18 protein-coding genes are annotated in these 17948 nt (G+C 31.5%); 15 read left to right on the top strand and 3 right to left on the bottom strand.

What is annotated here, in order from left to right:
* Window positions 1–57: 57 nt before the first annotated feature.
* Together B5X49_RS01010 and B5X49_RS01005 are read right to left on the bottom strand one after the other, a co-directional pair.
* Complete coding sequence (locus tag B5X49_RS01010) at window positions 58–1401, bottom strand: dicarboxylate/amino acid:cation symporter (protein WP_045749349.1); 1344 nt, start codon at window positions 1399–1401, stop codon at window positions 58–60.
* A gap of 117 nt (window positions 1402–1518) precedes the next feature.
* Window positions 1519–2124 (bottom strand): nitroreductase family protein, encoded by a 606-nt coding sequence (locus B5X49_RS01005; protein WP_052670011.1) that lies wholly within the window; start codon window positions 2122–2124, stop codon window positions 1519–1521.
* 77 nt (window positions 2125–2201) lie between these two features.
* Here B5X49_RS01005 and mutY point away from each other — a divergent pair, with 77 nt between their 5' ends.
* Window positions 2202–3209: an A/G-specific adenine glycosylase gene (gene mutY, locus B5X49_RS01000; RefSeq protein WP_045749347.1), complete on the top strand. Its 1008-nt coding sequence runs from the start codon at window positions 2202–2204 to the stop codon at window positions 3207–3209.
* Here the strand turns inward: mutY and B5X49_RS00995 are convergent.
* A complete protein-coding gene (locus tag B5X49_RS00995; RefSeq protein WP_045749346.1) occupies window positions 3199–3690 on the bottom strand; it encodes a QueT transporter family protein in 492 nt (163 codons plus the stop codon). The two genes, mutY and B5X49_RS00995, sit on opposite strands and share 11 nt — an antisense overlap.
* A gap of 109 nt (window positions 3691–3799) precedes the next feature.
* On the opposite strand from B5X49_RS00995, the gene tgt reads away from it, so the two are divergent.
* The 14 genes from tgt to B5X49_RS00925 all read left to right on the top strand — a co-directional run bounded on the left by tgt (window position 3800) and on the right by B5X49_RS00925 (window position 17931).
* Complete coding sequence (gene tgt / locus B5X49_RS00990) at window positions 3800–4915, top strand: tRNA guanosine(34) transglycosylase Tgt (protein WP_045749345.1); 1116 nt, start codon at window positions 3800–3802, stop codon at window positions 4913–4915.
* Window positions 4916–4969: 54 nt separating this feature from the next.
* Window positions 4970–6115: a cell division protein FtsZ gene (ftsZ, locus tag B5X49_RS00985; protein ID WP_045749344.1), complete on the top strand. Its 1146-nt coding sequence runs from the start codon at window positions 4970–4972 to the stop codon at window positions 6113–6115.
* A 38-nt stretch (window positions 6116–6153) separates the two neighbouring features.
* Window positions 6154–7251, top strand: a complete 1098-nt coding sequence (ychF, locus tag B5X49_RS00980) for a redox-regulated ATPase YchF (protein WP_045749343.1) — start codon at window positions 6154–6156, stop codon at window positions 7249–7251.
* Entirely contained in the window at window positions 7248–7841 is a 594-nt protein-coding gene (locus tag B5X49_RS00975; RefSeq protein ID WP_045749342.1) for a YggS family pyridoxal phosphate-dependent enzyme, read from the top strand. Before ychF ends, B5X49_RS00975 begins: the two co-directional genes overlap by 4 nt.
* Window positions 7841–8161, top strand: coding sequence for a cell division protein SepF (gene sepF / locus B5X49_RS00970; RefSeq protein WP_045749341.1), 321 nt, complete (start codon window positions 7841–7843; stop codon window positions 8159–8161). The genes B5X49_RS00975 and sepF overlap by 1 nt, the downstream gene beginning before the upstream one ends.
* A gap of 215 nt (window positions 8162–8376) precedes the next feature.
* The gene (gene ileS, locus B5X49_RS00965; RefSeq protein WP_045749340.1) at window positions 8377–11067 is read left to right on the top strand and encodes an isoleucine--tRNA ligase; all 2691 of its coding nucleotides are present in this window, start codon (window positions 8377–8379) and stop codon (window positions 11065–11067) included.
* Window positions 11064–11801, top strand: coding sequence for a 5'/3'-nucleotidase SurE (gene surE / locus B5X49_RS00960; RefSeq protein WP_045749339.1), 738 nt, complete (start codon window positions 11064–11066; stop codon window positions 11799–11801). The genes ileS and surE overlap by 4 nt, the downstream gene beginning before the upstream one ends.
* A gap of 26 nt (window positions 11802–11827) precedes the next feature.
* Entirely contained in the window at window positions 11828–12688 is an 861-nt protein-coding gene (locus B5X49_RS00955) for a hypothetical protein (RefSeq protein WP_045749338.1), read from the top strand.
* A gap of 11 nt (window positions 12689–12699) precedes the next feature.
* Complete coding sequence (deoC, locus tag B5X49_RS00950; RefSeq protein WP_045749337.1) at window positions 12700–13368, top strand: deoxyribose-phosphate aldolase; 669 nt, start codon at window positions 12700–12702, stop codon at window positions 13366–13368.
* Window positions 13349–14059: a purine-nucleoside phosphorylase gene (gene deoD / locus B5X49_RS00945; protein WP_045749336.1), complete on the top strand. Its 711-nt coding sequence runs from the start codon at window positions 13349–13351 to the stop codon at window positions 14057–14059. Before deoC ends, deoD begins: the two co-directional genes overlap by 20 nt.
* On the top strand, window positions 14056–15270 hold the full coding sequence (locus B5X49_RS00940; protein WP_045749335.1) for a M16 family metallopeptidase: 1215 nt from the start codon (window positions 14056–14058) through the stop codon (window positions 15268–15270). The genes deoD and B5X49_RS00940 overlap by 4 nt, the downstream gene beginning before the upstream one ends.
* On the top strand, window positions 15260–16531 hold the full coding sequence (gene yfmH / locus B5X49_RS00935) for an EF-P 5-aminopentanol modification-associated protein YfmH (RefSeq protein ID WP_052670009.1): 1272 nt from the start codon (window positions 15260–15262) through the stop codon (window positions 16529–16531). Before B5X49_RS00940 ends, yfmH begins: the two co-directional genes overlap by 11 nt.
* Window positions 16532–16682: 151 nt before the next feature.
* The gene (locus tag B5X49_RS00930) at window positions 16683–17030 is read left to right on the top strand and encodes a single-stranded DNA-binding protein (protein WP_045749334.1); all 348 of its coding nucleotides are present in this window, start codon (window positions 16683–16685) and stop codon (window positions 17028–17030) included.
* Between the two features lie 130 nt (window positions 17031–17160).
* Window positions 17161–17931, top strand: coding sequence for a hypothetical protein (locus tag B5X49_RS00925; RefSeq protein WP_045749333.1), 771 nt, complete (start codon window positions 17161–17163; stop codon window positions 17929–17931).
* The last annotated feature ends 17 nt before the right edge of the window (window positions 17932–17948 follow it).

The following is a 17948-nucleotide window of genomic DNA, read 5'->3' as shown; positions in this document are numbered from 1 at the left end:
AACGATGACATCTATTTTGACGTCATCGTTCTTTTCATTTTTATGTAATTGATAAAATTATAACTCTTGAACAACCTCGATATTGGATTTATCTTTATTAAAGATTTCTAAATCTAATTCGCCTTCTTGTTTAGCAGTTAATGTAGCTGAAACCATAGTTCCTGTGACATTGATCATCGTTCTTCCCATATCAATTAACGCATCAACACCAGCAATAAGTGCAATCCCTTCAATTGGAAGTCCTACAGTTGCAAGTACAACAGTAGCAGCAATTGTTGCGATACCAGGAACACCTGCTATACCAATTGATGCAATCGTAGTTGTTAAAACAATCATTAAGAAATCAATGAACTGAAGTTGAATACCAAAGGCGTTTGCTGTAAAAACTGCAACCATTGCAGGAAATATTCCACCACAAGCATTCATACCTACATTTGCACCAAGAGGTGCTACAAAGCTAGCAATACGTTCAGAAACACCAACACGGTCTGTTAATGATTTAACTGTAACAGGTAACGTTCCATAACTACTTTGAGAAGTAAATGCAACAACTTGTGCAGGAAATACATTTTTAACAAATTGAATAGGATTGAGTTTTCCAACAAAAGTAATTAAACCTAATTGCACAACAACAAAATGAATTACCATCACACCATACATTAATAATATGTAGACCAATAATGTTTTTAAGGTTTCTACATTATTTCTACCTGCTGCGTTTGCCATTAATGCAAAGACACCATAAGGTGTAAACTTGATGACCATTTTAGTTAAAGAAATCATAATAGTTGATGTGCTTTCTATGAAATCATTAAATGGTTTAACTTCCTCAGGTTTCTTTTTAGCAACAGTATTTATTGCTATCGCAATTAAAATAGCAAATATAATAATTGGTATCATTTGATTGCTTGACATATGTGTAATAATATTATTTGGGAATAAATTAAGTAGAACTTGTTCAATTGGAACAATCTCTCTTGGTGAATAGACGATATCAGAAACATCCATACCAGAACCAATATTAAATATCACTGCAAAGAATAATCCTAAAACAGTTGCTATTGCTGTAGTGGATAATAACCAAAACAATGACTTTAATGATATACTTCTAACTTTACTAGAATTACCCAATTTAGTAAAACTTCTAATAATGGATACAAAAACAAGTGGTATGACGACTGCAGAAATCAATCGGACATATAATTGACCAATTGGTCTGATGGTTGTTGAAACATCCCCTAATAAAAGTCCTGTACCAAGCCCTAATCCCAATGCAATTAATACTCTAAATGAAAATTTAACTTTCATTCGTGAAAGTAAATGAAGAAAAATAAGAACTGCGATCGTTATTAAATATAAAACACCTTTTTGCCATGAGTCTATGGCAAGATTATCAAACATATAAAATTCCTCCATAAGAATTGATTAATTATAGTTTATCATTTCAGTTTCGAAATACTTTTCTTTTTGCTTCAAATAAAAAGCGTAAAAGTAATAAAACCTTCACGCATAAATAAATTATATGAAATCTGCGACAATTGATGCTGGTAAGCGGTATGAATCATAACCCTCATCATCTTTTTTGCCAATGGATATGAGGAGGATAGGAACATATCTTGAATCGATTTTGAATGCCTCATTTGCTAAGTCTTTATTAAAACCACCGATAGCACATGTATCATAACCATAATATCGAGCTAATGTCATAAAGTTCATTGCAAACAATCCGGCATCTAAATGAAGAGATGCGATATGTTTAGCATCAGTTGGGTCGATTTGTTGAGTTCTAAACTTTGTAAGATGTCTTTCAATAAGTTCTAGAGGCATTTTTCCTGCCTCATGAGCAAGTTTGAATAATTCCTCAGCACGCTCATATTTTAATGTATCACCAAATATCAAGACCAATTGTGATGATGTTTCAAGTTGAAGTTGATTCATTGGCATGATTGTTTTAAGTGTACGTTTTGCTTCATCTGAATCAATCACTAGTAGTTTAAGTGGTTGTAAGTTATTGCTTGATGGTGCCTTGAGTGATTCATCAATGATTTTAGTGAGTTCCTCTTTAGATATTTTATAGTTTGTATATTTACGTATTGAACGTCTATTTATAATTAAGTCTTTCATAATTGCCTCCATTTAATTGTACTCATTTTAACATCTTAAATATTTATTTGGTAAAATAGACATTACGAGGTAAGATTATGGAATATTTACAACTTTTTAACTGGTATGATACATACCATAGAGATCTACCATTTAGAAAAACAAAAAACCCTTATCAAATTTGGGTTTCTGAAATCATGTTACAACAAACACAAGTAGATACAATGCTACCTTACTATGAGAAATTCTTAAAAACATTTCCTAATTGTTTTGTTTTAGCATCTAAAGACTTAGATGAGGTGTTAAAAGTTGTTCAAGGCATTGGATACTATAAACGTTTTAGAATGCTCCTAGAAGGTGCTAAATACGTCGTTGATACTTATCAAGGTAATTTACCGTCTGATTATGAAAAGCTGCTTAAAATACCAGGAATTGGTGCTTATACTGCAGGAGCAATTATGTCTATAGCATTTGATAAGCCATATCCTGCAACCGATGGTAATGTGATTCGAGTATTATCAAGGGTTTATCAATATAGTGATGATTTTAGAATTGAGAAAAATAAAAAAAAGTTAAATGAAATTAACAAAAAGCTTATAAAAAATTCAGGTAACCCTTATAAATATACTCAAAGTGTAATGGAGCTTGGTGCAACGGTTTGTAAACCACAAAATCCAAAATGTAATGAATGTCCACTTTCGAATATGTGTTTAAGTTATCAATCAGGTACACAACTAAATTACCCGGTTATGTCAAAACTTAAAGAAAAAAAAGAAGTAGTATATACCGTACTTATCTTAAAATATAAAGACGGTTATCTACTTCGTAAGAGAGATGATGCATTGTTACATGGGTTTTATGAATTTGTACAAATTGAAACCGGTAGTATTCATTATGCACAAAATACATTGGAAAATGAAGGGGTAACAGTCAGTATCACGGATGAACTCAAACCTATCAAACATGTTTTCACGCATATGGTTTGGCATATAAAACCTTACTTAGGTTATGTTGACCAAATGATTGAAGGGTATGAGCTTGTTACAGATTTTTCCTTGATTACAAGATCCTCTGTTCTTGAAAAAATACTTAAGGTTATGCTATAAAAATTTCCTTAACATGAGGTAATCTATCAATTGTTAATTTGAAAGGTATACCGAGTACTGCAAGAACGATAAATTCTCCTAGAAATATCCATAAGAAATTAATCCAATATTCATTAAAAATTTGGTAAATTATGGAAATTTCTAATGAAATAATGAGTCCATTAATAAGTGCTGGGAATATCAATAATGATACGATCCAGTATTTTTTAAAGGAGAAAAGCAATATACAAACTATAAGTGTTGCAGCCGCACCGTAAAATGCATCAACAATACCAAATGCTCCAATATAATTAGCAATAAACGTACCAAAGACTAGACCAATGGTATGTTTTTTGTTAAAAAATACAAGAACGAGTAGTATTTCAGCAATTCTAAACTGTATTGCTTCAAAACTCATAAAATAAAAAGCCAAAACGAGCGTGACGTAAATGACTGAAATAGTAACCTGTGTAACCAGGTCTTTAACCGTAAAATTTTTCATCTTTTTTAACACTCCTTGTTTTTTTATAGCGGGTGGTCTAGGCTACCGCTTTTAACATCTAATATTTTATCATTTTATGGTATAATTTCAAGCACGGAAGGTGATTTAATTGATTCAGTATGAATTATTACATATTTGTAAACAAAGTGGTGCAAGATTAGGACGTTTAACCACTCCACACGGTGTTTTTGAAACACCTATATTTATGCCTGTTGGAACTCTTGCAACAGTCAAAACATTATCTCCTAGTGAAATTAGAGAAGTCTCTGAGGGTTTAATACTTTCTAATACGTATCATTTATGGCAACAACCTGGAAATGATATTGTAAAGAAACATGGTGGAATTAGAGGATTTATGAATTGGGATGGAGCACTTTTAACCGACAGTGGTGGGTTTCAAGTATTTAGTTTATCCAAAATTAGAGATATTAAAGAAGAAGGGGTACATTTTAAACATCACAAATCAGGAGCCCCATTATTTTTAAGTCCTGAAGATGCAATCAAGATACAAGAAGATTTAGGTGCTGATATTATCATGTCATTTGATGAATGTCCGCCACCCTATGAAACTGATGCTTATATGAAAGATTCTGTTGAAAGAACCATTCGATGGGCAAAAAGAGGAAAAGATGCATTAACTACGGATCAAGCACTTTTTGGAATTGTTCAAGGTGGGCTCAATCAGGATTTAAGAAAATACTGTGCTGAGGAATTGATTAAATTGGATTTTCCAGGATACTCCATCGGTGGACTTTCTGTTGGTGAAACAAAAAAAGAGATGTATGAGATGACTCGATTCTTAAATCCAATTATGCCACAAAATAAACCTAGATATCTCATGGGTGTAGGTTCTCCTGAAGATTTACTTGAAAATGTTATAAATGGTATTGATATGTTTGATTGTGTATTACCTACTAGAAACGCAAGACATGGAACAGCACTAACGACTGTTGGAAAAATTACGATTAAAAATAAGAAATTCGAGTCTGATATGTCACCTCTTGATCCAAATTTAAGTACTTCTATTAGTCCATATACAAAAAGTTATATTAGACATTTATTCAAAGCAGAAGAGTCTTTTGGACAACGTATCTTATCTATACAAAATTTGGCTTACCTAAAGCATCTCATGAAAGAAATCAGACAAGCAATTAAAGAAGACAGATTGCTTGATTTTAAAAAAGAGTTTTATGAAAAGACAAATTACGAACAAGTTCGTTACTAAACACTTTATTTTTTAACAAAAATAGACTACAATAAGAATGATAGGAGGGATATCATGGTTTTTGGAGGATTTGATGAATTTAATCAAAAGCCCGTTATTAAGGTCATAGGGGTCGGTGGCGGTGGAAACAGTGCAATTAACCGTATGATTGAAAACGACGTTAAAGGGGTATCCTATGTTGCAATGAATACAGATGCTCAAGTACTTAAGGTATCTAAAGCAGATGAACGTATTCAACTAGGAAAAAGATTAACAAGAGGTCTTGGAGCTGGTGCTAAACCTGAAGTGGGTAAACAAGCTGCACTAGAATCCGAGCCCGAAATTAGAGAAGTTTTATCGAATGCAGACATGGTTTTCATCACATGTGGTATGGGTGGTGGAACAGGTACTGGTGCTGCACCAATTGTCGCAAAAATAGCTAAAGAAATGGGTATTTTGACAATTGGTATTGTAACAAAACCATTCGTTTTTGAAGGGTCTTTAAGAATGCAACATGCTATTACTGGTTTAGAAGCTTTAAAACCGAATGTAGATACGTTAATCGTTATTCCAAATGAAAGATTATTTACAATCGCAGATCATACGATGCAATTACTAGATGCATTTAGAGAGTCTGATAAGATTCTAAGACAAGGTGTACAAGGTATAGCAGAAATTATTGCAGTTCCTGGTATGATCAATGTTGACTTTGCTGATGTGCGTACAGTTATGGAAAATAAGGGTACAGCTTTAATGGGTATTGGTATTGCCTCAGGTGAAAACAGAGCGATTGAAGCAGCGAGAAAAGCTATTCATTCGAAACTTTTAGAAGTTTCCATTGATGGTGCAACAGACGCGATTGTTAATATAACAACTGGACCGTCTGTGTTACTCTTTGAGATTGAAGAAGCATTAACTGAAATTAGAAATGCTACAGAATCTGACTTAAATATTATCTACGGTCATACAGTGAATGTTGACTTAGATGATGAAATGATTGTAACTATTATTGCTACAGGATATGAATTAAGTCTTAAAGGAAATCCTATTGAGGATCTTGCAAGAGAGATTTTTAGAAAAGATTCTGGCGATCAAATGAAATTAACGAAAAAAGGTTTAGAACCATTAGATGGTTCAAATGATGAAAATCATCAAGATTCAAAAGACACAAAAGATACTAAAAAGCGTGCTTTACCAAGCTGGTTAGTTAAAAAATCATAAAAAGGCGTTCACGCCTTTTTTATCGGAGGAGGATACTTATGTTAAGTATTGGAATTGTAGGATTACCCAATGTAGGTAAATCAACACTATTTAATGCCATCACAAAATCACAAGTTTTAGCTGCAAACTATCCGTTTGCTACAATTGATCCAAATGTTGGTGTTGTACAAGTTAAGGATGAACGTTTAGAGGTTCTTTCTAAAATATATAAATCAGGTAAAATTATACCAACTGCAATAGAATTTATTGATATTGCTGGATTAGTTAAGGGTGCTGCGAGTGGAGAAGGACTTGGAAACCAATTTTTAAGTCATATTCGACAAGTTGATGCAATCGCGCATGTTATTCGTTGTTTTGACGATACAAACATTACCCATGTTGAAGGTAAAATTGACCCAATCAGAGATTTAGAAATCATTGAATTAGAATTAAGATTAGCTGATTTAGAATCTATTGATAAGAGATTACCTCGTTTAGAAAAGTTAGTTAAAACAAAAGTTAAAGAGGGTATGATTGAACAATCTGTTTTACTTAAAGTTAAACATATGATAGAAAACGATGGTTTAGTTTCTGATTTAGTATTTGATGATGAAGAACTAAAAATGGTTAAACTCATGAATTTACTTTGTTTAAAACCTAATCTTTATATAGCAAATCTTGCGGAATCTGATTTGGTAGACCCAACTAAAAATGCTTATTTTAATCAACTAAAATCAAAAGCTCATGGTGTAGGGATCGATGTTATACCAATTTCCGCTCAAGTAGAATATGAAATTTCAAATTTAGATGGCGATGATCAACTATTCTTTATGGAAAGTTATGGACTAAAAGAATCTGGATTGGATACTGTTATCAAAAAAGGATATGAATTATTAGGGTTAAAAACCTACTTTACATGTGGTCCTATGGAAACACGTGCTTGGACATTTAAAGAGGGTACTAAAGCACCACAGGCAGCAGGTATTATTCATACGGACTTTGAACGAGGATTCATTAAAGCAGAAACACTTTCTTATAAAGATTTAGTAGAATCTGGCACACCTCAATTAGCAAAAGAACGTGGAAAAGTAAGACTTGAAGGAAAAGAGTATATTGTACAAGACGGAGATATTATGCTCTTTAGATTTAATGTATGAAAATTCTTGATTATAAGGATCAAATCGTTGTTGCTTCCAAGTACTTTAATTCTGATGAAATGATTAAAATCTATCATCTTGGATTAAGAAATTTTGGTGAAAACTACGTAAATGACCTTTTAACAAAAAAACAAAGTCTCTCTCATTTAAATGACATAAAATGGCATTTAATTGGTCATCTACAAACAAATAAGGTAAAAAAAATCATAAATGAAATAGATTATCTACATACCTTAGACTCAGAAAAACTTGCTAAAGAAATTCAAAAGTATCGTCAAATGCCACTTAATTGTCTGATCCAACTCAATCTTGAAGAAAATGATCAAAAAAGTGGTATATTTATCAATCAACTCGATGATTTAATGAAATCTATTGAAAAATATGATAAAATAAACCTAATCGGACTTATGACCATAGGTACTATAAACGATTTAGAGAAGACTGAGACAATATTTAAAGAACTTGCATCACTCAAATCTAAATATAGCTTTAAAGTTATTTCAATGGGAATGAGTCAAGATTATGAAATTGCATTAAAATATCATAGTGACTTTCTTCGTATAGGGTCATTATTTAAAGAGGTTATTTAATGGGATTATTTGGAAGAAAAAAAGAAGAAAAAGTCATTATAAAATCATCTGAACGTATCATTATGGAACAACTTAAAAATGATGATGATGAATATATAACTGCACTTGCTAAGCAAATGATGAATGGAGCGCCTTTGATATTAAATTTTGATGCACTACATGTAGATCGTGCAAATAAAGCAATAGCCTTTATATCAGGTGTTGTATACGCAATTTCAGGACATATTGTTGAGATTAATGAAACCACATACTTATTTGGTTCCAAAGATCTTTATCAAGATGGATCCATTGAAGAATGGCTTAGAACTAATTTAACTTAATCATGCTGTGATTAGAACACGATATATCAAGTTAAGGTATCAAGCGAACAGGGGATGGTGTAAGCCTTGTAACAAACACTTTATATATTATCAACTAGGAGCATATTAAAATCATGAGTGCACAAATTTTTATTTGTGAACTAAGGTGGTACCACGGAAATTATTCGTCCTTAGATATTTTTTAAGGACGTTTTTTATTAAGAAAGGATACATATATGGACTATAAAGATACATTATTAATGCCAAAAACAGATTTTGAGATGAGAGGTAATCTAGGTGTAAGGGAACCCATCATTCAAAAAACATGGGAAACCATGGATTTATACAATAAAGTACTTGAAAAGAATAAGGATAACGAACCCTTTGTTTTACATGATGGTCCGCCTTATGCAAATAATAATATTCATATTGGACATGCTTTTCAAAAGACTTTAAAAGACTTTGTTTTAAGATATCAAACAATGAGTGGAAGATACACACCATACATTCCAGGTTGGGACACTCATGGTTTACCTATTGAGAATGAAGTAACTAAAAAAGGTGTTGATAGAAAAACACTTTCTCGTGCTGAATTTAGAAAAATCTGTCGTGAATATGCGATTTCTCAAGTTGCTGTACAAAAAGAACAATTTAAACGATTAGGAATTTTAGGAGATTGGGATAATCCTTATTTAACACTTGATAAATCATTTATTGCAGATCAGGTAAGAGTATTTGCTAATATGGTTGATAAAGGTATCATTTATAAAGGTTTAAAACCAATTTATTGGTCACCTTCATCTGAATCTGCTTTTGCGGAAGCAGAAATTGAGTATATGGATAAACAATCTAAATCTATTTATGTAGGTTTTGATTGTATTGATGAAAGATTTCCTAACACAAGACTTATTATTTGGACAACAACGCCATGGACATTACCTGCAAATTTAGCGGTCAGTGTGCATCCTAATTTCGATTATGTTTGGTTTAATTCAAATGGTAAGAATTATATTGTTTTGAAAGCTCTGTTTGAAAAACTAACATCGTTATTAAAATTTGAACATCCAAAAGTTTTAAAGACATTTAAAGGTTCCACACTCGAATACATGAAATACCGTCACCCACTTTATGACCGTGTAAGCCCTGTAATATTAGGCGAACACGTCTTAGATACCGATGGTACTGGTTTAGTACATACTGCACCTGGTCATGGTGAAGATGATTACTTTGTTGGTAAAAAATATAATCTTGAGTTATTATCACCTGTTGATGAAAAAGGTCACATGACAGAAGAGGCTGGTAAATATCAAGGATTATTCTATGAAAAAGCGAATCAAATGATTGTTGATGATTTACAAGAAAATGGACATTTAATACACGCTGAAACAATTACACACTCATATCCACATGATTGGAGAACAAAAAAGCCAGTTATCTTTAGATCCACACCACAATGGTTTGCAAGTATTTCAATGATTAAAATGGAATTGCTTGATGCGGTAAAATCAGTTAAATGGAATACATCATGGGGAGAAACTCGTTTAACCAATATGCTTAAAGATAGAGAAGACTGGGTTATTTCAAGACAAAGAGCTTGGGGTGTACCAATCCCTATTGTTTATGCAAAAGATGGATCTCCAATACTTGAAAAGAAGTTAATCGATCATATTGCAAGCTTATTTGAAGTACATGGCAGTGATGTTTGGTACGAGTGGGACTTAGAACAGTTATTACCAAAAGATTATCCTTTTGAAGAAGGTATGTCTAAAGAACTTGATATCATGGATGTCTGGTTTGACTCAGGAACATCATACTCCATTTTAAGTCGTCGTGGTGTATCATTTCCAGCGGATTTATACTTAGAAGGTTCAGACCAATATAGAGGTTGGTTTAACTCAAGTCTAACCACAAGTGTAGCAGTTCATGGATTCTCACCTTATAAAGAAATCGTTTCACACGGATTCGTATTAGATGGTCAAGGCAGAAAAATGAGTAAATCTTTAGGAAATGTAATTGACCCACTATCTGTTATGAAAGAACAAGGTGCTGATGTACTTAGATTATGGGTTGCATCTGTTGATTATGAGGCAGATGTAAGAATTTCTAATGAACTTATGAAACAAGTTTCAGAATCCTATAGAAAAATAAGAAATACATTTAAATTTATGTTAGGTGTTTTAAATGATTTTAATTATGAAGTAGATTACGTTGGTTGGTCCATGAGAGGTCAATTAAACCGAGTAATGACAGATAAATATATTGTTCTTGCAAAACAAGTCAATGATAGTTATAAAAATTACAAATTCCCAGAAGTTATTCGTGCAATTATGCCATTTATCGTTAATGATTTATCTGCATTTTATTTAGATTTCACTAAAGATTCACTTTATTGTGATTCAAAAGATGATTTTGAAAGACGTGCCGTACAGTCAACCATCTATGATATCTTGCATGGACTCTTAAGAATGTTAACACCAATTATGCCACATACTACATCAGAGGCATATCAATTCTTACCGTTTAAACCTGAGGAAGATGTCTACTTAGAAAGAATTCCTCGTGGTGGAACAGTTCGTGAACCAAAACTACATGAAGCATATGAAAAGTTTGATTTATTAAGAAATGAAGTACTAAAACACTTAGAACTTGCAAGAACTGCAAAAATTATTGGTAAATCATTAGAAGCTCATGTTAAAATAAAAGCAACAAAAGAATTAATAGATGCACTTAAATATTTAGATTTAAACGATAAATTAGATAAAGTCTTAATCGTATCGATGGTTGAATTAACAGAAGGATCTTCACTTGAGGTATCTGTTTCTAAAGCAAATGGCCATGTATGTGAAAGATGCTGGAATATCGTTTCAACTGTTTCAAATGAGGGCTTGTGTACACGTTGTATACATGTATTAGGGGGAAATAAATGAATATTTTAGTCGTCAATGACGATTCCATTCATGCTGAAGGTATAGCTTTACTTACAAAAGCAGCAAGTTACTATGGTAACGTATTTGTTGCTGCACCAAAACATGGACAAAGTGCAAAATCTGCAGCTATTAGTATAAAGGGTCAAATTGAAATTACTGAAGTAGAACCTTTGTTTGGAAGTGTTAGAACCATTATGGTGGATGGAACACCCGTGGATTGTGTTCGTGCAGGAATGAAAATATTTGACACTGAATTTGATTTAGTTCTATCAGGAATTAATCATGGTGTTAATTTAGCAACGGATGTTCACTACTCAGGAACAGTTGCAGCAGCATTTGAAGCTAAACTATATGGCGTTCCTGCAATTGCATTTAGTGCTGCAAATATAGAATTACCATATATTTATGATGAAACAGTTAAATTACTAGATGAATTAATAGAAAATAATCTTTACCAAAACACAGGCATTTTGAACGTAAATTATCCAGCTGTACAATTTAAAAAAGTACTAGGAACTAGAATTACAAAATTAGGTCAAAGAATTCAACATAATGAGTTTATCAAATCCGATAAACCTAATTTATATCATATACATGGGTCTTCTATTATGTTTAAAGAAGATGAAGATTCAGATATTACTGCTTATAATGAAGGTTATGTATCTATTACACCTTTACAGTTTGACCGTACGGACTTAGTAAAAATAAAATCTATCATGGATTTAAACACTTAAAAACTAGAATTAAGATTGGAGTTTATATGAGTCATTTCTATTTACATTTTTTCAAAGAAAAATCTAGAGTACTTGATATGGAAGAAGTTATTGAGTTTTTTGATCATTTTCCAGGATTTGATGTGGAGATGGATGAGAAATCTGTTAGATTTTTATATCAACACCCTCACTTAGGGTATCCATGTACATTCTATATTACTCCGAAATCTAAGGTTCCAAATATCCAACGTTTGAGTCCTAAGTACTTGGAAGTTAACTTCCATTTAGAACTGCCGATTTTCACACCAACTTATGTTGTTAAACATATCATTCATATCGTTAAAAAGATTTGTGATGAGTTTAACTTGTTTGTATTATCTGAAATGTTTCAAGATGTTCTAGAGTTTAATGCTGAACGTATTTTAAGAGTGTTTCAGATGGTTAAAAAAGCATATCTTGAAAAATTCCCAGAAAAATATAAAGATTTTCACTTTATAAAAGAGGAAAAATTATCAGGTGTTTTAAGATATATTGATGAACGGGATGCACTTCAAAAGTATTATAAAGATTTAGATATCATCTTACCTAAATATCATTTTATAGAGGATGAAAATCACGAACCCTTTATTGCTATAGAGTGGAAGGAAAATACCCAAGTTGTTTTTCCTCCATATCTAGATTATTTACTTTTCAATCAAACAGATGGTATGATAAAAGTAATCAGCTATCAAGAGTTTCTTAAAAATCACGATAAACATTTACAAGATGTACCAGGATTCTTACAAGGAACAAAGGTTATACCTAAGAAAACTTATAAATTATTAAACAAAAAGGCTAAAAAACATAAATGGGAGCCAGTTTCAAAAAGTTTTACAAAAATTAATTTAAATGCATTTATGGATGCATAGAAAGGTAGCATATGGCATTAAATAGTTTTATTGATCATACTAAACTTGGACCTACAGTCAGTTTAGAACAAATAGATGAACTCATTAATGAAGCAATTCAATATGAGTTTAAAACGGTTTGCGTATCACCGATTTGGGTGAAATATGCAAAAGAACGCTTGAAAGATACAAAAGTATTAGTTTGTACTGTCATTGGATTTCCACATGGTACACACGTATCTAAAGTGAAAGCATATGAAACAAAAGAAGCAGTAAAAGATGGTGCAGACGAAATTGATATGGTCATAAATGTTGCTGCAGTTAAAGCACGTGACCGTAAAGCACTTGTAAAAGATATTAAGTCTGTTGTTAAGGCAGCAGAAGGTAGAGTTGTTAAAGTTATTATTGAAACAGCATACTTAGATACTAAAGAAATTATATATATATCAAAAATCGCTATAAAATCAGGCGCAACTTTCGTTAAAACATCAACAGGTTATGCAAATAGAGGTGCATCTGTTGAAGATGTTATTACAATTAGAAAAGCAATTGGTGAAACGGGATTAATCAAAGCAAGTGGTGGTATCCGTACAGAACAAGATGCTTATCGTATGATGTATAAAGGCGCAAATAGATTAGGCACGTCAGCAGGCGTAGCAATTTTAAAAGGAGATAAAACAAATGGCAACACCTCATATTGAGTTACAAGATAATAATTTAATCGCAAAAACAGTTTTAATGCCAGGAGATCCATTAAGAGCTAAATTTATTGCTGAAACATATTTAAAAGATGTGGTTCAAATCAATGGTGTTAGAAACATGTTTGGTTACACAGGTACCTACAAAGGTAGAAAGATTACTGTTATGGGATCTGGAATGGGTATGCCAAGTATTGGTATATATTCTTATGAATTATTCAAGTTCTATGATGTAGACACAATCATTAGAATTGGTTCAGCAGGTGCTTATACCGATAAACTAAATTTATATGATGTTGTATTAGCTAAAAATGCTTGGAGCGAATCAAGCTATGCTAAAACAATGGGTGTAAGTAATAAGAAAAAACTTGCTGCTACAAAAAAAGTTAATAATAAGATTAAAAAAACAGCACAAAAACTAGGTATTCCTGTTCATGAAGGAACCATTCACTCATCTGATGTCTTTTATAGAATTAATGGTGATGAATATAAAGAAATTTATGAAAAACAAGATGCAATTTGTGTTGAAATGGAAAGTTTCGCATTGTTTGCTAATGCATTAGCAACAGGTAAAAATGCTGCTTGTTTATTAACTATTTCAGACTCATTGGTAACACATGAGGCAACATCAGCAGAAGAAAGACAAAACGCATTTACAAAAATGATGGAGATTGCTCTGAATACAAAAATATGATTGTAATCAAAAACAATGCATTTAAAACGGTACATGTATCACTCTATTTTATCGATAAAATAGAAGATGATGCCTTCGCGTATCGTTTTTTATTGACAAGACTATTAACTTCATACACGGATTCGTTTTCAACGAAAACAAAATTATCTCATGCACTTTATGATTTATATGGAACAACCATTTCAAATCATATTTTTACCTTTGGTCAATACCATGTCATCCGAGTAAATTTTACTTTTCCAAATCCAAAAATGCTTGATGATGCAGAATTTACGCATAAGATTAATGATTTAATTGAAGATATGTTTTTTAACCGTCAAGAATTTAAAGAAGATATGTTTACTGAAACTAAACGAAGTATACTATCATTTATACATACAAAAAAAGATAGACGTTTTGAATATGGTAAAGAACAAATGCTTTATTATACATTTAATGGTCATTCCTTATCTAAACCAATCACCGGTTCATACCAAGAAGTCGCAAATATTTCTGTAACAGAACTCTATGATTATTATAAAAATTATTTCTTAAAAAATACATGTTGGGTGTATGCATCTGGTGATATAACCGATGTTTTTGTACATGATTTTGAATCCATAACGAAACACTCAAGTAAAAATTCACTAAAACCAGTTAAAATACCTGATATAGACAAACGTTTCACAAGTCATGAAACTGTAGTGGATATGCAACAAGCCTATATCTTTTTAGGATATTATCTGAATGTTGAGAGAAAAGATCCTCTTTATGTAGCTACATTACTTACTGCAATTATATTGGGTGGTTATCCAGAGAGTTTATTATTCAAAAAAGTACGTGAAGAAAACTATTTAGCATATGATGTTGAAGCTCAATTTGAATATGATAAAAAGTATTTATTTGTCTATGCTGGAGTCAATAAAGACATGAAAGATATCGCTATGGATCTCATGATTGATACAGTGAATAATTTTATTTTTGACGGTCCAAGTGATAAAGATTTAGAACAGGCTAAAGACTATATGTTAAATCAAATATATAGTTCATTGGATCATCAAGAATCACTGATACCAAGACAATTCTTAACGAGATTACTTCAAATAGATAACCCATTTGACGTATATGTCCAAATGATTGAAAACGTATCAAAAGATGATATATCTAAAGTTTTATCTAAACTTAAGCTTACGACAAGTTATGTTTTAAGAGGTGAAATGAATGAAGATTAATGTTTTTAATCAAGAACCAGTGATATTTGACTTACCGAATGGCCTTCATGTACATCTCATAAAAGGACAAACCAAACAGACATACATTCAAGTAGATATTCCACTGGGTTCTTTTGTAACATCCTATGAAGTCGACGGAAAGAAATTTCATGTTATTCCAGGTTCTGCACACTTTCTTGAACATAAAATTTTTGCAACAGAAGATGGTGATGCATTTCATAAATTTCATGAACTTGGTCTTACTGCAAATGCACATACGACGTATCGATCAACAAGTTACACAATATCTGGTTATAAGCATATCAAAGAAGGTATAAAAGCATTACTTGATATGTTAGACCACACATATTTTACGAATGAAAATGTTGAATCTGAAATACTCATTATTTCAGAAGAAATATCAATGTATGATGATGACCCAATGACATTAATGTATCAAAAAATGTATGACCAAATGCTACATCAACATCCACTTAAAAATGATATTGCAGGTACGATTGACGATGTTCAATTAATCTCTAAAGATTCACTGTTAGAGCTTTTTAATCATTTTTATAAAAGTCCTAAACGACAATTAATCATTTATGGTCCCATTGACATCGATTCTATGAAAGATTATCTGATGAGTCTATATCCAGAAAGGGTAGAATGTCCAAATCCTCTAATGAGTCCAGTTGATGAACCATTTCACGTTGTAAATCCAAGTGATGAAATGTATTTAAACATTAGTTTACCCGTTATAATGATGGGTATTAAGTATCAACAAACCTCTAAATTGGAAATTGATTTATTTAAAACAGAATTATTAATGTTATTTTTAATGCGATTAATATTTGGTCAACAGTCAGATTTTGTTGAAAAAATGCAACAAATGGGCTATATTGTGGATGGGTTTGATTTCCAAATCACGATGGAAGACCAGACACTCGTGTTCATTATGGATGCTGAGTCAGAAAACCCAAGTGAACTTAATGAATTTGTACAAAAAACCCTTTTAAAAGATGCTATGAAATATTTAGATCAAACTGCATTTGATGTTTTGAAAAAAGCATATATTGGAAACTATATTATGGCACTTGATGATATCGAAACAAGAATCTATTTATATGGAAAATATCATTTATATAATCTTTCTTTAGAAGAAGCAATCAACTCAATATATGAGATCACATTGCAAGATGTCATCAACTTATATCACAAAATTCATGAAGATATGATATCTATATTGATTGCACATCCAATTGACGAAAAGACATATTAATATATATAAATTATTCCAATGACAGTAACCACGCAGATAAATGCGTGGTTTTTTACATCAAAAAACAATATAACTTTATTCTTATTTTAAAATTGGTCGTTTTGTTGATTGAACTTAGCTTGTTAAAATAGTATAAAAAAGGAGAAAATATATGACATTTATTAACATTATAGGTAGAGTCTATAGTTTTGAACAAAAAGAAAGCGACAATGGAACAAAATATACCGATTTAAGAGTTTCAGTAATGAGACCTTATAAGAATTACCAAGGGCAATATGACACGGATTATTTTAGAATTCCTTTGTTTGAAAACAATCACAAGAAGGCACAAGAATACTTTAGAAAAGGTATGGGGATTGCAATCAAAGGAAGACTTGAAATGAATCATTGGAAGGATGAAAATGATAAAGGAAGAGCTAATGTAAATATTGTTGCAGAGCAAGTTGTGTTTTTACCAAGAGAAATTGATGAACCTCTTGCAGACATGAATGAAGCTTAATCATTTCTTAAATATTTCATAGTTTGATGGTTATATATTGATGTGTATTAAATGGTATCATGAATGCTCATTATTGGCGAATAAACATGCAAAAAGTGTTATAATGTAAGAAAGTAATAAGGAGGTACATATGATTTTTTGGACACTATTACTATCTTCATTATCGGTTATGATTATTCTTTATTTATTATGGGGACATAAGAAAATTTGGTTTATCGTAGTCAGTTATGGTATTCTTGCATTCTTAGCAGGCTATTTAATTAAAATATTTTTTCCTGGTCTTTACCGATTGGATTTATTAGCATTCTTGATTCCGTATCTCTTACTATTCCCAATACATTTTTCAACATTATACATTGTCAATAATTACGTGCTTCATGATGATAAAGTTGTATCCAAATACTTGATTGCTATTTATAATCGTATTTTATTTATATTATGGGGATTCTTAATTGTATTACTGATTGGGATAGGACTTGCTTTATGGGATGCGTTATTTAATCAATTTAGTGCGGAAAATATTTGGAGCATGTCAGTTACAGGTTTCTGTTCGTTGATCGTCTTATATGGCATTAGTTCATTTGGATATAAGAAGATATTCTCATATATTCTTGTTGTAGGTAAAACTAATAAACAAGTTTACATATTACATACAAATAAATCGAGATTAAGTGTAGATAAAACACTCAATGTAGACTATCTCTATCCAAGAGGAATATATAGTGAAAATCATCAGATACAATATCTTTATTATTTAGACCAAGATATTGATATGTCCAAAACGGATTTTGAACCTTATGAATCTGAACTCTATGAGGTTTTAAAAAATAATATTGAGAGTTATGAAAAACTGGAAGAAGTTTATACAGAATATATTGAAAGAAAAAGCTCTATTTCATAGAGTTTTTTTTATATACA

The sequence above is a fragment of the Acholeplasma oculi genome (genome assembly GCF_900166985.1).
Classification (GTDB): domain Bacteria; phylum Bacillota_I; class Bacilli_A; order Acholeplasmatales; family Acholeplasmataceae; genus Acholeplasma; species Acholeplasma oculi.
This window is presented reverse-complemented; position numbering and strand designations above follow the sequence as displayed.

Bases quoted from the DNA above. Each gene is read 5' to 3' on its own strand.
- ychF (WP_045749343.1), top strand. From the start codon at position 6,154: ATGTTAAGTATTGGAATTGTAGGATTACCCAATGTAGGTAAATCAACA.
- deoD (WP_045749336.1), top strand. From the start codon at position 13,349: ATGGCAACACCTCATATTGAGTTACAAGATAATAATTTAATCGCAAAA.
- yfmH (WP_052670009.1), top strand. From the start codon at position 15,260: ATGAAGATTAATGTTTTTAATCAAGAACCAGTGATATTTGACTTACCG.
- sepF (WP_045749341.1), top strand. From the start codon at position 7,841: ATGGGATTATTTGGAAGAAAAAAAGAAGAAAAAGTCATTATAAAATCA.
- B5X49_RS00995 (WP_045749346.1), bottom strand. From the start codon at position 3,690: ATGAAAAATTTTACGGTTAAAGACCTGGTTACACAGGTTACTATTTCA.
- mutY (WP_045749347.1), top strand. From the start codon at position 2,202: ATGGAATATTTACAACTTTTTAACTGGTATGATACATACCATAGAGAT.
- B5X49_RS01005 (WP_052670011.1), bottom strand. From the start codon at position 2,124: ATGAAAGACTTAATTATAAATAGACGTTCAATACGTAAATATACAAAC.
- ileS (WP_045749340.1), top strand. From the start codon at position 8,377: ATGGACTATAAAGATACATTATTAATGCCAAAAACAGATTTTGAGATG.
- B5X49_RS00930 (WP_045749334.1), top strand. From the start codon at position 16,683: ATGACATTTATTAACATTATAGGTAGAGTCTATAGTTTTGAACAAAAA.
- B5X49_RS01010 (WP_045749349.1), bottom strand. From the start codon at position 1,401: ATGTTTGATAATCTTGCCATAGACTCATGGCAAAAAGGTGTTTTATAT.
- B5X49_RS00940 (WP_045749335.1), top strand. From the start codon at position 14,056: ATGATTGTAATCAAAAACAATGCATTTAAAACGGTACATGTATCACTC.
- B5X49_RS00955 (WP_045749338.1), top strand. From the start codon at position 11,828: ATGAGTCATTTCTATTTACATTTTTTCAAAGAAAAATCTAGAGTACTT.
- ftsZ (WP_045749344.1), top strand. From the start codon at position 4,970: ATGGTTTTTGGAGGATTTGATGAATTTAATCAAAAGCCCGTTATTAAG.
- B5X49_RS00975 (WP_045749342.1), top strand. From the start codon at position 7,248: ATGAAAATTCTTGATTATAAGGATCAAATCGTTGTTGCTTCCAAGTAC.
- surE (WP_045749339.1), top strand. From the start codon at position 11,064: ATGAATATTTTAGTCGTCAATGACGATTCCATTCATGCTGAAGGTATA.
- deoC (WP_045749337.1), top strand. From the start codon at position 12,700: ATGGCATTAAATAGTTTTATTGATCATACTAAACTTGGACCTACAGTC.
- B5X49_RS00925 (WP_045749333.1), top strand. From the start codon at position 17,161: ATGATTTTTTGGACACTATTACTATCTTCATTATCGGTTATGATTATT.